Below are 14,681 nucleotides of genomic sequence, written 5' to 3' on the forward strand. Positions count from 1 at the left end.
GAATAAATCAGCGTTTCCCTAGAAACATTCCCGAAATCTACTGAGGCGCAACCTTGTGGTGCAGTGATCGATCTGGTCTCTTATGACAGGCTTTTGTAGGCGACTCGGGGCTCTAGATCTGCCGGCTGATAGAGGCCTGAGTGACCTTCATTTTCGATGTCGTACAAGCGAAACTCGGACAGCCGCGCTGCCGACTTAAAACCGCGAAGGTCATTCAAGGGCGACTCGTTTGCATGTCGGAGGTATAAATTTTCCTTGGACGTCGCGCAATATTTCATTGTTTTTCGCTCGGACGAAGAGGTGCGATATTGGCGATTCTTCCGGGGAGGTGGTTAATTGATTACACGAAGGCAATTCACCGTTACGGCATTGGCCAGTGCGATAGCCGGTGTTGCGGCTCAAGCAGTTTGCTCGGCGGCGCACGCGCAGCAGGGCACGGTGCTCGCGAGCCCGTTTGAGATGCGACTAGCGCAAATCGAGGCGCAGGTCGGCGGGCGACTCGGCGTGGCAATACTCGATACCGCTAGCGGGAAGCAAGTGGGTTGGCGCATGTATGAGCGCTTTCCGATGTGCAGCACGTTCAAGATCCTGTTGGCGTCACTGGTGTTGATGCGTACGGACCACGGCCAAGAAGATCTCACGCGTAAGATCGTATTTTCGAAGCGCGAAGTGGTGCCTTCTTCACCCGTCAGCGGCCCGCGCGCGGACAGTGACGGGATGACGATCGCGGAACTCTGCGAAGCAGCGCTCACACACAGCGACAATACGGCGGGAAATCTATTGCTTACAAGCGTTGGCGGCCCAACAGGACTTACTGCCTTCGCACGCAGCATTGGTGACAAATTCACCAGACTTGATCGCAACGAGCCAGCACTTAACGAAGCAGCAGAGGGGGATCCGCGTGATTCGACGACGCCGGCCGCGATCCTCTCGGACATGCACGCGCTTTTGCTCGGGAGCACCCTTTCGTCGAGTTCTCGCGACCAGCTCATCGCCTGGCTTGTCTCCAACAAGACCGGAGACGCACGTTTGCGCGCTCGATTGCCAAAAGACTGGCGCATCGGTGACAAGACGGGCACAGGCGATCACGGTACCGTCAACGACATTGCTGTTGTATGGCCTGCGGGCCGCGCGCCGGTCTTCGTAGGTGCGTACCTCACGGGAGCGACGAACGCGACCTCGACACAGCGCGATGAGGCTATCGCAAAAATTGGCGAACTGGTCACGGAAATATAGCGGCGTCGAGAAGTCTATTGTTCCGCTTACGTTTATACTTGTGTTCTTAACGAAATATTTATAATTAAAAATTGATCTATGCGTTATGGTAAATTTTCTGTTTAATAAAACAATTATATCTTTCACATCTGTCTATTTCATGATTTTACGGTGCGCGGTTGCTTCGCCGTACATGGGACATGGTAGTGTATCCGATGATCCGTTCAGCACCCCATATTTCGCGAAAATCGATGGCAACATGGTACTCTCAGTTACCTTGCCACCAAAGCTATTGGGGCTGGACATGAACGACCGGAATTCAATCAAGTCCGAAACGGGCGACTTCAAACAAGCACGCTATACTTTCCCGGACGCGAAGGTTCCGAAATCAATCCTACACGATCTGACCAAGATATATCTTTATGATCGTCGACGCGATGTACCAATTGTGTCTTCGGGAAGGGACTGGGTAATCGCGGAATTTTTCAGGGCGGGATCCCATATACCCGTTTCACGCTTTCGGCTGCTGGGTAGGAAGGTCGAACGCCAGGAACAGCTGGATGAGACTGGACGAACGATTAGGATCATCGCTATCGGCTGGGCTCGCTCGTCCACGGCGGAAGATGACGAGACAACAGATATGTCAGAGCTCGGTCAACATCCCGTGTGGATTCGAGTATTCAAGGTATCTCCTGCGGGAAAGAAAATACTCGTTGCTTTAGCCTGGCGACGGAAGCGTTTCGCTACGGCACCTGAGATCTATGACGAACCAGACGACAAGTTGCTCGCTTTCGGTCTACCGAATGGAACTGTGAAGTGGCATACAAAGGCCGAGTTCCTGAAAGCGTGGGATATTGACCCCAATGCTACAAAGTTATTGGGAAGGTCCGTGTCGACAGAAAAATCGCACCAACCATGACCAATCCTTACTGGAGTCTTATTTTTCCGACTACTCTGAACTATTCGCACTAGACAGAAAATTTCTTCAGTCTTTGTCACGCGGTACCCGAGCACTTTTTCCGATTTCGCTTGCACCTCACGTTACGTCAGCTTTTATGGTTCATACGGACGAGACGGCCTGGGCATTGACGTGGCGCTGCAGCTGGCTCTTGATCTGAATGGGCCGTATGCGCATGGCCATTGACCACGTATCTGATCCGCTGACCGCGGGCTGAAGCAGCGTGCCAGGCGCGCGTGCTTACGTCCGCTTGTCCAGATTCATCAGTAGGGAGCCACTTTCATGGCGTTAGCCGCCGAACTGAAACAGAATGCTTCGCTGTATTTCCTGGCGTTGGGTGCCTTTGCGATTGGTACCGAAGGATTTATGCTCGCGGGGCTGCTGCCGATCATCGCGACAGATCTGTCCATCAGCGTCGCGGAGGCGGGGCAGCTCGTGACCGTCTTTTCGATTGCGTACGCGATCAGCTCGCCGATCCTGACGACGGCCGGTGCGGGCGTGAACCGGCGGCATTTCCTGATTGTCGCGCTGCTGTGCTTCGCAGCCGCCAATTTCGCGGCTTGCGCATCGCCCGGCTATCTGCCGCTGCTGGCCGCGCGCGTCCTGCTAGCCGTATCGGCCGGCCTGTACATGCCGAGCGCGAATGCGCTCGCCGGCTCGCTGGTCGCGCCGGAGCGTCGGGGGCGTGCGCTCGCGACCGTCCATGGCGGGGTTACGATCGCCGTCGCACTTGGCGTGCCGCTCGGCGCGTGGATCGGCAGCCACTTCGGCTGGCGTGCGACCTTCGCCAGCATCGGCGTGTTGTCCGCGCTCGTGACGCTCGGGGTGATGGTCGGCTTGCCGCGCGGGGTCGGCGCGAACCTGTCGGTACCGTCGCTCGCCCAACGGGTGGCCGTCGGGCGCCAGCCCGCCGTGCTGGTCACGCTGCTCATTACGACCCTATGGGCCGCCGGCATCTGGACTATCTATCCCTATCTCGCGCCGTTCTTGACAGGCCGCCCTGGCTTCAGCGGCGCCCAAGTGGGCGTCGTGCTGCTGCTGTATGGCGTGTTTGCCGGCATCGGCGTATCCATCGGCGGTCGTGCGATTGATCGTCTCGGCAGCGGGAAGGTATTGATCGCCTGTCTGATCGTAATGACGCTGTCGTATGAGAGCCTGACCGCCAGCGCGCTGCACCTGGAACCCGCGCATGCGCGCGTCGCGATCCTGATCGCGATCGCCGCATGGGGTGCAGCAGGCTGGGCGTTCAACCCGGCTCAGCAAACCAAGCTGATCGACATCGCCGGCCTTGACGTCGCGCCGGTCTCGCTGTCGCTCAATTCATCGTTCACGTATCTCGGCTTCGCGCTCGGCGCGGCGCTTGGATCGTTCATCGTCGCGTACCGCTCCGTGACTGACATTGGCGCGATCGGTGGAGTGTGCGAGGTCGCTGCGCTGCTCATCACGCTGGTGACCCATCGCCGTGTCCGGCCTACGGCGACGCGCATTCACGGCGCGGTCCCGGCTGCCCCCACGCCCGCCGAACGTTCGACGCAGCCATGAAACGACACGAATGCAAGACAACGTAACGGGACACGATGAGCCCGTAGTGCCTTCGTCACGGTTGACGTCGACAGCGCCGGACTGACAGAGGTCTTGACCCGACGATCGACATTGACGGATCGTTGTGGGCGAGTCGGAAATCGTGATACGAGGAAAGGTACCTCACTCACGCGGAGGCGATCGTGATGGAGGCACCGGCAGACGTGTCAAACTGATGAGCGAAGCCGTCGCACCTTTCTGGTTCAAACCGATCACCAAAACCGGGGACTGCTATGACTACCGAAGAGCGACTCAAAAGTTCAGGGTTAGTACTGCCTCCAGTTCCTTCTCCTATCGCCAACTTCGTGAGTTGGCGGCGATCCGGCCAGATTCTTTATCTATCCGGTCAGGGGCCACGCGATGCTTCCGGCATGATTATCAGCGGGAAATTAGGTCGGAACTACAGTGTCGAACGAGGCTATGCCGATGCCCGTCAAGTGGGTCTGCAGCTTTTGTCGACAATTCAACAGGCGGCAGGATCGCTTGATCACATTGCCGGCGTTTTGAAAATCTTCGGCATGGTGAACGCAGCGCCGGACTTTTGCGATCATCCGAAGGTCATTAACGGCTGCTCGGACCTGTTTGTGGAGGTACTAGGCGATCGCGGTCGGCACGCCAGGTCGGCGGTTGGGATGGGTTCGCTACCCAACGGGATGTCGGTGGAAATCGAAGCGATCGTCGAGATCGTGAACGGGCACTAAGACATCGATGGTGACGCAATGACGAATGCGATCTCGCGGCACTACGATACGCTCCTTGCAGAGCACTACACCTGGATGTTTGGAATGCCTTTCCGGGACAAAGTGGATGAGCAAAGAAAACTGCTCGAGGCGCTGGGAGTAGTGGCCGGCAGGCATGGAACAGCACTCGATCTCGGCAGCGGGCCCGGATTCCAGTCGATTGCACTCGCGAGCCTGGGTTTCGAAAAAGTCGTTGCTGTCGATACGAGCCAGACGCTACTAGACGAACTCAATAACCAGAAGGGCGATCTTCCAATCGAGACGGCCTTCGCTGATCTGCGAGGCTTGGATCGCCTGGTCGTTCCTCGGTCTGCGGAGGCAATCGTGTGCATGGGTGACACGCTCACGCACCTGGACAGCATGCAGGACGTGAAGGACGTGTTCAGGAAGGCGCGAGATGTCTTGCAACCGTCGGGCCTTCTGATCCTGACTTTTCGGGATCTCTCCATCGAGCTAACGGGGTTGGACCGGATTTTCCCCATTCGCGCTGATCGCGATCGCATCATGACGTGCATGCTCGAATATGGCCCAGATGCCGTTGTTGTCAATGACCTTGTCCATGTTCGAGAAGCGGGAGCCTGGACGCTTCACAAGAGCAGTTATCAAAAGCTCCGGCTGCATCCTGATACGCTTTCGGACGAATTGAGGCGAATGGGTTTCACCGTGAGAACAAACGCGCCAATTGGCAGAATGCACGCACTTGTCGCGGAGAAGTGATCGCAGGCCGTGGGAGGAAATCACGCGTTGAAAGTTGCTTGCACAACCTTTTATATTTCCCTTGCACCTGACGTTGCGTCAGCTTTTATAGTCGGTACCGACGACTGGGAAAAATGCGACTGAAAATCGGCGATCTGGCGAAGAAGGCGGGACTTAGCGTCCGTGCGTTGCATCACTACGATGCAATCGGGTTGCTGTCGCCGTCGCAGCGTACCGAGGGCGGTGCGCGCCTTTATGGGCGCGACGATCTCATCCGGCTGCACCGCATCGAAGCATTGAAGCGGTTCGGGTATTCGCTTCCGGACATCAAGGCCAGCCTCGATGGTCAGTTCGCCGATGCACCGCTTCTGCTTCTGCAGCGCCAGATCGCAGAACTCGACGCGCAGGCGTCGCGCGCGCAGCGTCTCGGTCGTCACCTGCGATACATCGTGGACATGCTCGCCACCGACGGCGAGACCACGACAACCGACTGGCTGAATGCTCTGGAGCTGATGAACATGGTTCAAAAACACCTCGATGACGACGAATTCGATGCGCTGCTGGCGGCCGGCCCTGAGTCGATGCCGTCGACCGATCCGGCATGGTCCGCGCTGATAGACGAAGTTCGCGAGGCCGTGCAACGGCCATTGCCGACTGACAGCGACGCAGCCGTGGCGCTCGCATGGCGCTGGATCCGGCTTGTGGTGCGGATGACCCGCAATGACCCAACGCTCGCCGCCAAGCTGATGACAATGCAGCTCGACGAGCCGCGTGCACCACAACTCGTCGGCATCACCGCGCCGATGCTGGCGTGGATCAATGAAGCATTCGTGCACGCGCGCTGCGCGCTATTCGCGAAGTATCTCGGTGCGGCGCAGATGAGGGAAGTGCGTAGTCGCCAGTTCGCGATGATGAACAGCCGCGCCTGGCCCGCGCTGGTAGGCGATTTGCGCGCGCAGATGGAAGACGGGGTCGATGCAGGGGCGGCACCGGTACAGGCGATCGTCAAGCGCTGGCAGCAATTGTTTCGCGACAGCTTCTGCGGGGAGGACAAGGTGCTCGAGGCGCGCGTGCTCGATGTAATGATGCGCGAGCCCGATCTGCAGCTCGGTGTCGGCATCGACGACGCGTTGCTTGCCTATCTGCACCAGGCGAACTTCGCTGGCCACGGCGTGATCGCAGCCAACGCCGGACCCAAGCCGAGCGCGTTGATGGTAGCCACGCAGCGGGCTGCGCACCAGTTGCTCGATCGGCCTCTGGTGCTGGACGATCCGGTCGCTCTCGCTGTCCTTGGTGCGACTGAAGCCCAGGCCGTGCACGACAACATCGACCGGTTCCGGCATCCGGCTTCGGTCGGACTGCGCAGTTCGGTGATCGTACGCAGCCGGTTGGCCGATGACGTGTGGGCGGCGGCGATCGAACGAGGTGTTCGCCAGTATGTGGTGCTCGGCGCGGGGCTCGATACCAGCGCGTACCGGCATCCCCATGCGGCCGGGCGTATCTTCGAAGTCGATCTGCCGGCGACGCAGGCATGGAAGCAAGCGCGCTTGCGCGAGGCCGGCATCGCGTTGCCGCCATCGCTGCATTTCGTACCGGTCGACTTCGAGCGCGTCGGCTTGGCCGAGGGTCTTGCACGTGCCGGTTTCGACGCGGATGCGCCGGCCATATTCAGTTGGCTTGGGGTGACGATGTATCTCGACGAGGCGGCGGTCATCGATACGTTGCGTTTCGTCGTCGATTGTTCCGAAGGCAGCGCGGTGCTGTTCGACTATGCTCTGCCGCTGTCGAGTCTGCCGCCGATCCTGCGTATCGCGATGGAGCAGATGACGTCGCAATTCGCCGAGCGCGGGGAGCCGTGGAAGAGCTTCTTCGAGCCCGACGCGCTTGTCGAAACGTTGGTCTCGCTGGGTTTCGGCCACTGCACCACGTGGACGCCGGACGATTTGAATCAGCGTTATTTATCGAACCGCACCGATGCGCTGCTTCTCGGAGAGACGCCCACACGGCTGGTGCTGGCGACGGTCTGAATCCAGTGCCGCTTTCTGTTCCGGTGTCGATCGGTTAGCCGGCCTCAGTCAGCTATTCGACGGGGCGGACAAGGTAAGCGCAAAGTCCTATCATAAGCTCCAGGGTTATGGAATCGGGGCCTTACGGTCGGGGTTCGAAGTCCGCGATGCGAATTGACGACTTTATTTTGGCGAGACTGTTCATAATATCGTCAACTTAGCCGCGGGACCGCTTGCTCCGCGAGGATTCTGGAGTGACAGATTTAATTTGCGTGACGTTGTCCAAGTATCTGTGCGAGAACCTGCAGGAACGCTACTTACATGTCGAGCTTGATGCATTCCGGCAGATGGAGCCTGCCAATTATTGGGACGTCGAAAAGCCGTTGGCACGAATTCGCGTAGCAGCCCTGTGTCGAGCAATTAATGCAACGGCGGTTACATTTTCAAGACACGGCCAGGCCGTGATCGTCGATCATGTTCTCTCGCCCGAGGCGTGGCGCTACATGCTCGAAGACATGATCGGGCTACCGGTACTGATCGTTGGCGTTTTTTGTGAGCTCGAAGTCCTGATGGAGCGTGAACAGAACCGCGGCGACCGTAAGCTCGGACTGGCCGAGTCTCAATTTCACTCGATTCACGCTAATCGGCACTACGATTTCATCGTAGACACATCATCTTCGAGTAGCGCTGAATGCGGTCAGCTAGTGCTGGCGTGGTTGCAATCGCAGCCGACGCCTGCTGCATTCGCGAAAATGAACCAGCAGTTTTTCTGTAGCTAAGATGGGCAGGTAGCTGCCGCCCGTCATCGCGGACACCTGAGCGGATGGCCAGCTTCGAGCGATCGGGAGCGTGCCGCTGGTAAACTCGGGCCGCCAAAGCAATTTTTTCCGGTCACATGAGCACGCAACCCACCGCAGCACCTGCACCCGTCACCCCCATGATGCAGCAGTACCTGCGCTTTATCTGACAAGGCCTGACGCACAAAGCCACGCCGAGACCTACGCCGATAGTTTTGGCGATGGGCCGCTACCGACGGTGGATTCAACCGGTCGATGCAACACCTCCACTGCTTACGCAGCTTCTAGTGTGTTGCATCGACCGGTTGAATCCACCACCGGATGGCGAACTTCGTGCGATCCCGTCCGGCCCACTGGTAAACTCGGCGGGCCAAAGCAACTTTTTCCGTTCACATGAGCACCTAACTCGCAGCAGCACCTGCAACCGTCACCCCAACGATGCAGCAGTACCTGCGCGTTATCTGACAGGGCCCGGCTAGAAAAGCTACGTCCAAAGCTACGCGTATTCCTTGGGAATTGAGACTCTTGATCTATTTCGGCCCGTCTGTCCCCGTGTACGACTTCAACCAGGCCAAAAAAGAGCGATCTCAACCGAGACAACGGATTACAAGTGAAAACAAGGACAAATACGCGGATGTCCATCATCGTCTGGACAACTCTAGTTCTGGCGGGGAGTGTCATCGTCTGGATCGGAAACGCGACCGCGTCGCGAGTCTATTTCGTGATAGTAGAGCGGTCATGGTCCTCGACCGACGCGACCGTTCTATCATCGGAAACAATTTCTCGATCCCAGAAGAGCGGGAGGATCTGGACACCGTCGTGGACATACTCGTATATCGTGCACGGTCGTCGATATGTGAGTCAAAGTAGCAGCACCATTTACGGTTACAACGCGACATGGTACGGATCGCAAGAACTTGCCAAGCGAGCTGCGCTATCCCGCCCTGCTGGCTATACGCTGCCAGCTTACTTCGACCCGGCCGATGCCAGTCACTCGGTCTTGGACCGAGCAACGTGGCGAGGAGAGGACTGGATCACGCTGGCTCTTCTTCTGCTGCTGCTCGCTTCAGTTGCGAAGGGGCTTCAAAGCTTCTGGCGGGCCCATTCGAAGAGGGACGGGTAGGCTACGCGCAACCGGTTTAGGGGCAGTCATCGTCGATCAAGGCGCAGCTCACGCCACACTTGCATTCCCTGATACCAACCGACAATGGGTATCAGTGTCGCCGCGCCGAAAGTTAAAATCATTGAAACGGCAAGTAGATGCTCGCCCGCAACCGGCCTGAAAACAAAACCTAAAACGACGACGGACGCGAAAAGCGCACCAAACAAAATGGCGGCAAATCGCAGAGACGCTATTGAGGCAACGCCCTCAATGCGCCCACTCTGATGGTCGCGCCAACCCTCCAATGTTTGCCAATCGTTCGGATTTCGGAGTACTGCGGTTACGATCATTCCGCTCTCAACTCGAACAGTTCCGAGAATCTGCACAGCGTATTGTCGCTGACCGTCTATGGTGGCATTGAATGTCGTGTGCGTCCCGAACCTTGTTCGGGTCATTGCCGCGCCCGACACATCATCGATTGCCGCTGTAACTCGGTAGAGCTTCACTTTTCTAACGCCCCAGTCATCCATCGACACTGATTGTCGACGATTCAGGCAATCGCGTCGAGCGACTCTTCCTGGCCGGATGCCGCCCGACGCGTTTGACTATAGCTACCCCAGAGAAAACGCCAGCCATTTCCCATACCAGCCTTCCGCACCGGTCAATGCCCCCGGCCTGACCCACATCCCTACCGCCCACCCAACGCCTGAGCCAGCGCATCCCCCGCAGCCAGAATATGCGCGGACAGCGCCGCACACGCCGCGTCCACATCCCCCTCGCGTATCGCCCGAACGATGTCCCAATGTTCGTCGTTCGAGCGATCCTGCCAGTCGAGTTGCTGCCACGTCGCATACAGATGCCGTGAACTGGCCCGATGCATGTCGCCGATCGCGGCGACGAGCCGCGGCATCCCGCACGGCGCGGTCAACGCCCGATGAAACCTCAGGTTCAGCGTGCCCAGCACGGCGATGCCGCGCGCCGCCGCCTCCTGATCGAGGATCGCATCGAGTTCCTCCAGCGCCCGTGCGTCGAGCGCGGGAATCGCCTCGCGCAGCGCCAGCGCCTCGAAGGCCGCACGCATCTTCGCCATTTCAAGCACGTCCGCCGGCTCGAGCGGCGCCGCCCGCACGCCCCGTCGCGGTTCCACCACGGCCAACCCCTGCGCTTCCAGCCGTCTGAACGCCTCGCGCACCGGCACATGACTCGCGCCGAACTCTGCCGCGATGTGGTCCTGACGCAGCCACTCCCCCGGCGCGATGACGCCCGAGATGATGCGGTCCGCCAATGCGCTGGCGATCCGATCGGCCAGCGAGCGATCCTCCTTGACTTCCAAATTCATTCCGACCACCATGCATAGATTATCTATTAAATTGTAACAAATCCGGAGGCTCGATGCGCCACCACCGCCCTGTCCGTCTGCAGCACATTGCCGGCATCGGCGTCGATCGCATGGGCTCGATCGCCGATCATGCCGACGTCGACCTTTTGCGACTCGAAAATCTCGATACCGACCTCCCACCCACTTCGGAAGCGCTCGCCTTCACCCGAGAAGCCATTCAGCGAGACTCGGCCAACTCCTATTTGCCCTTCGTCGGTCAGGATCGGCTGCGCGCGAGCGCTGCCGCCCACGTGTCGGCGCTTTCGGGGCAGCGCTTCACGGCCGACCAGGTGGTGGTGTCGGCCGGCGGACTCTCCGGCATTCTGAATACGCTGCTCGCCACCGTCGAGACGGGCGACGAAGTCATCGTCACCGATCCGACCTACGCCGGTCTGCTGAACCGCATCCGCCTGGCGGGCGGTGTGCCCAAGCAAGTCCCGTTCGCCTTCACGCCGGGCGGCGAATGGAAGCTGGACCAGGCGGCACTGCGGGCAGCAATCGGTCCGAAAACGCGGGCCATGCTCCTGATGTCTCCGTCAATGCCTTCGGGCGGCTTCTTCGATGCGTCCGACTGGCAACTGATCGCGAGCCTGTGCGTGCAGAACGATCTGTTGCTGATCCTCGACAGCGCGATGGAACGGCTGCTTTTCGATGGACGCACGGTTATCCATCCCGCCGGCCTGCCCGGCATGGCCGAGCGTACGGTCACGGTCGGCGCGGCGTCGAAAGAGTTGCGCATGATCGGCTGGCGGGTCGGCTGGATCGTCGCGCCGGAATGGCTGATTCCGGATCTGGTGGCCGTGTCGCTCGCCAATGTCGTGGTACCGGTCGGCATAGCCCAGGAGGCCGCGGCGGTTGCGCTCGAACATTCCGCATCCGATCTGCCTGGCTACGTGAGCGAACTCGAGAGACGGCGGGACACGGTCGCCGCCGAACTGTCGGGGCTCCCGTTCGGCATGCCGGCGGGCGGCTGGTCGATGCTGCTGCGCGTCGCCGATTTCGGTCTGACCGGATCGCAGATGTCGGAACGGTTGCTGCGCCGAGGCGTATGTGCGACGGCCATGACCGGATGGGGCGTCGCCCACGGCGAGCAGTACGTCCGTTTCGTGTTCTCGAACGAACCGGTCGACCGGTTGCGCACGCTCGGGGACAAGGTGCGCTCCGCACTGGAGGACGCATGACGGCCGCTCACGAGAAAGCGGAGTCCGCCGGGCGTCCCTGGCTGGAAGCAGCCGGAATTCCGCGTGTGGTGGTCGAGCAAACTCACACAAGATCGAGCCGCGTGACGTGATGCATCCGGCGCCGAGGCGGCGCGATGCCCCCGCCCCGGCCGGACGTAACGTCGCGCGAACGCCCTACCGCCCCACCGGCGGCCGCAGGATATCGCGCGGAATCGACGCGATCAGCACGCAGCTGACCAGCAGGCAAGCGCCCAGCGCATAAGTCCCGTTGTTGATGTTGCCGGTCATCTGCTTGGCGACGCCGGTGATCATCGAGCCCGTGAAGCCGGACAGGTTCCCCACCGAGTTGATCAGTGCGATGCCGGCGGCCGCGGCCGTGCCGGACAGGATCTGCCCCGGAAAGGTCCAGTAGATCGGCATCAGCGCGAGGATGCCGCAGGTGGCAATGGTCAGGAATACGATCGACAGCGCCACGTTGTGCGCGAACGCTGCGCTCAGGATCAGGAAGACGCCGCCGATCAGCGCGGGAATCGCCGCATGCAGGCGGCGTTCGCCGGTCTTGCGCGAGTGCGACGCGTTCCACACCATCGCGAAGATCGCCGTCAGGTAAGGAATGGCCGTCAGCACGCCGATGTGCAGCGGGCTGTGCACGCCCGACGCGCGGATGATCGACGGCAGCCAGAAGGCCAGCCCGTAGAAACCGGTATTGAACGTCAGCAGGATGAAGGTGAGCAACCAGACGCGCGGGCTGCGCAGCGCGGCGCCGATGCTGTGCGACTTGTGCGCGGCCTCGGATTCGAGATTGCGCGACAGCACCGCCTTTTCGTCGGCGGACAGCCACTTCGCCGTCTGCGGGCCGTCGCCGAGGCAGGCCAGCACGATGAACGCCACCACGATCGACGGCAGCCCTTCGAGCAGCAGCATCCATTGCCAGCCGCTCATGCCCGACAGGCCGTGCGTCTGCTCCATCAGCCAGCCGGACAGCACGCTGCCGAGCGTCAGGCTCAGCGGGATCGCGACCAGGAAGCCCGACATCGCCACGCTCTGGCGCCGCGCCGGGAACCAGTAGTTCAGGTACAGGATGACGCCCGGGAAAAAACCCGCTTCGCACAGCCCCAGCAGGAAGCGCAGCGTGTAGAACATCGTGGTCGTCTGCACGTGGAAGAACTGCGCGAGCGGCACGATGAACGCCATCGACGACGACACGATGCCCCACGTGATCATGATCCGCGCGATCCAGAAGCGCGCGCCGTAGCGGTGCAGCAGCAGGTTGCTGGGCATCTCGAACAGGAAATAGCCCCAGAAGAAGATGCTGGCGCCGAGCGCATAGACGCCGTCGCTCAGGTTCAGGTCGTCGAGCATCTGCAGCTTCGCGAAGCCCACGTTGACGCGGTCCAGGTAGGCCACGACGTAACAGAGCAGCAGCAACGGCAGGATGCGCCGCATGACCTTGCGGTAAAGGGCGTCTTCGGACGAGTCGGCCGCGGCCGGTGCGGCAGCGGCCTGCGTAAGGGATGGCATCGGTCTGTCTCCTGATTGTGTCGATCTTCTTCGTACCGTCGCGTGCACTGCGTGCATCTATGTTACCGGTAACATCCGGTACCCAAAAAAAGCCGACGAGGCGACGGAGCGATCGGCAATCTGATACCGGTAACACATTCGAAGGTAGCATGCGGCGACACGCGTGTACAAGTGCCGCCGGACGCGTGGTTTCCCTAGTGCGACTCTCACCGCGGCGGGCACGCCGCGCCCCGCCTGCGCGGTATGCCGCACCGGTATGATGTAGCCTTTCCGGCCTTCTCCCGATCACGATTCCGATGCCCAGTCCCACCGCCGTCCGGCCCGCCGGGCCGCCCCGCATGTCCGACGTAGCGCGCCTCGCCGGCGTATCGAAGATGACGGTGTCGCGCGTGCTCGCCGGCCACAGCGTGGCCGCCGAAACGCGCGCACGGGTCTGCGAGGCCATCGACCAGCTCGGCTACGTGGCGGATGCCGCTGCCGGTGCGCTGTCGTCGGGGCGCTCGGAATTCGTCGCGGTGCTGGTGCCGTCGCTGTCGAGTTCCAACTTCTCGGACACCGTGCGCGGCCTGACCGATGCACTCGAGCCGCATGGTTTGCAACTGCTGCTCGGCGATACCGACTACGACCTGGAACGGGAAGAACGGCTCGTCCGGTCGATGCTGCGACACCAGCCGCGCTGCATCGCGCTGACGGGGTCGCAGCACACCGATGCGACGCGCAAGGTATTGGAGCGCTCGGCGATTCCGGTCGTCGAGATGTGGGACCTGCCCACGCGCCCGATCGACACCGCCGTCGGCTTCTCTAACGTGCGCGCCGCCCGTGCGATGGTGCGCCACCTGGCCGAGCGCGGTTACCGGCGCATCGGCTTTCTGGTCGGCGCGAGCGAACTGGATCGCCGCGGCCTGGACCGGCTCAAGGGCTACCAGGCGGAGATCAAGGCGCAGGGGCTGGGCGAACCGCGCGTCGTGCGGCTGGGCGAATCGCCGATCACGATGAGCCACGGCGGGCCGGCGATGGCCGCGCTGCTGGAGCAATGGCCGGATACCGACGCGGTGATGTGCGTGAGCGACATGTCGGCGTTCGGCGCGATCATGGAGTGTCACCGGCGCGGGCTTGCCGTGCCGGCCGACATCGCCGTGGCCGGCTTCGGGAACTTCGAAGTGGCGACCTGCTGCCATCCGACCATCACGACCGTATCGGTCGACGCGTACGGCATCGGGCAGCGCACGGGCGAAGCGTTGCTGGCGGCGCTGCAAGCGCGTGACGGCGGCGAGCGGACCGAATCGAAAAGCATCCGTATCGACTACACGATCATCGCGCGGGAAAGCGCCTGACGGGCCGACGGCCGCACGCATCCCAAGACGCGACGCGCGCGGCGTCGTACCGGCCCCTGCCCCGCTCCTTCGCCACGCGCGCACGAAATCCCTTCCGCTACGCAAAAAGCCCGTGCTAACATCCAAGCGATGTTACCGGTATCATCCGGCATGCAGAATGAAAAAAGCCCCT

At 60.8% G+C, this 14,681-nt stretch carries 13 protein-coding genes; 10 read left to right on the forward strand and 3 right to left on the reverse strand.

The features are described from left to right. Positions 1–369 precede the first annotated feature (369 nt). The 8 genes from bla (at position 370) to L810_RS49875 (ending at position 9,116) form a co-directional block, all read left to right on the forward strand. Entirely contained in the window at positions 370–1,236 is an 867-nt protein-coding gene (bla, locus tag L810_RS36615) for a class A beta-lactamase (protein ID WP_373453115.1), read from the forward strand. An 85-nt stretch (positions 1,237–1,321) separates the two neighbouring features. After that, the gene (locus L810_RS47750) at positions 1,322–2,134 is read left to right on the forward strand and encodes a hypothetical protein (protein ID WP_141667349.1); all 813 of its coding nucleotides are present in this window, start codon (positions 1,322–1,324) and stop codon (positions 2,132–2,134) included. A 321-nt stretch (positions 2,135–2,455) separates the two neighbouring features. After that, a complete protein-coding gene (locus L810_RS36620; protein ID WP_021163200.1) occupies positions 2,456–3,715 on the forward strand; it encodes an MFS transporter in 1,260 nt (419 codons plus the stop codon). A gap of 272 nt (positions 3,716–3,987) precedes the next feature. Beyond that, positions 3,988–4,455 (forward strand): RidA family protein, encoded by a 468-nt coding sequence (locus L810_RS36625; protein WP_042977712.1) that lies wholly within the window; start codon positions 3,988–3,990, stop codon positions 4,453–4,455. Between the two features lie 18 nt (positions 4,456–4,473). Next, positions 4,474–5,211, forward strand: a complete 738-nt coding sequence (locus L810_RS36630; RefSeq protein ID WP_042977713.1) for a class I SAM-dependent methyltransferase — start codon at positions 4,474–4,476, stop codon at positions 5,209–5,211. 113 nt (positions 5,212–5,324) lie between these two features. Next, a complete protein-coding gene (locus L810_RS36635) occupies positions 5,325–7,217 on the forward strand; it encodes an SAM-dependent methyltransferase (RefSeq protein WP_021163203.1) in 1,893 nt (630 codons plus the stop codon). 233 nt (positions 7,218–7,450) lie between these two features. Then, positions 7,451–7,975, forward strand: a complete 525-nt coding sequence (locus L810_RS46355) for a chloramphenicol phosphotransferase CPT family protein (RefSeq protein ID WP_162175309.1) — start codon at positions 7,451–7,453, stop codon at positions 7,973–7,975. 652 nt (positions 7,976–8,627) lie between these two features. Further along, positions 8,628–9,116, forward strand: a complete 489-nt coding sequence (locus L810_RS49875) for a DUF3592 domain-containing protein (RefSeq protein ID WP_081052508.1) — start codon at positions 8,628–8,630, stop codon at positions 9,114–9,116. Positions 9,117–9,142: 26 nt separating this feature from the next. Here L810_RS49875 and L810_RS47755 read toward each other — a convergent pair whose 3' ends face one another. Then, positions 9,143–9,625, reverse strand: a complete 483-nt coding sequence (locus tag L810_RS47755) for a hypothetical protein (RefSeq protein WP_141667350.1) — start codon at positions 9,623–9,625, stop codon at positions 9,143–9,145. 158 nt (positions 9,626–9,783) lie between these two features. Then, on the reverse strand, positions 9,784–10,434 hold the full coding sequence (locus tag L810_RS36645) for a GntR family transcriptional regulator (RefSeq protein WP_257009021.1): 651 nt from the start codon (positions 10,432–10,434) through the stop codon (positions 9,784–9,786). Between the two features lie 53 nt (positions 10,435–10,487). On the opposite strand from L810_RS36645, the gene L810_RS36650 reads away from it, so the two are divergent. Then, the gene (locus L810_RS36650; RefSeq protein WP_042977716.1) at positions 10,488–11,654 is read left to right on the forward strand and encodes a pyridoxal phosphate-dependent aminotransferase; all 1,167 of its coding nucleotides are present in this window, start codon (positions 10,488–10,490) and stop codon (positions 11,652–11,654) included. Between the two features lie 174 nt (positions 11,655–11,828). Here L810_RS36650 and L810_RS36655 read toward each other — a convergent pair whose 3' ends face one another. After that, a complete protein-coding gene (locus L810_RS36655; RefSeq protein ID WP_021163208.1) occupies positions 11,829–13,175 on the reverse strand; it encodes an MFS transporter in 1,347 nt (448 codons plus the stop codon). 296 nt (positions 13,176–13,471) lie between these two features. On the opposite strand from L810_RS36655, the gene L810_RS36660 reads away from it, so the two are divergent. Further along, a complete protein-coding gene (locus L810_RS36660; protein ID WP_175851698.1) occupies positions 13,472–14,509 on the forward strand; it encodes a LacI family DNA-binding transcriptional regulator in 1,038 nt (345 codons plus the stop codon). Positions 14,510–14,681: the final 172 nt, after the last annotated feature.

It is taken from the genome of Burkholderia sp. AU4i (genome assembly GCF_000466765.1).
GTDB classification, from domain to species: domain Bacteria; phylum Pseudomonadota; class Gammaproteobacteria; order Burkholderiales; family Burkholderiaceae; genus Burkholderia; species Burkholderia cepacia.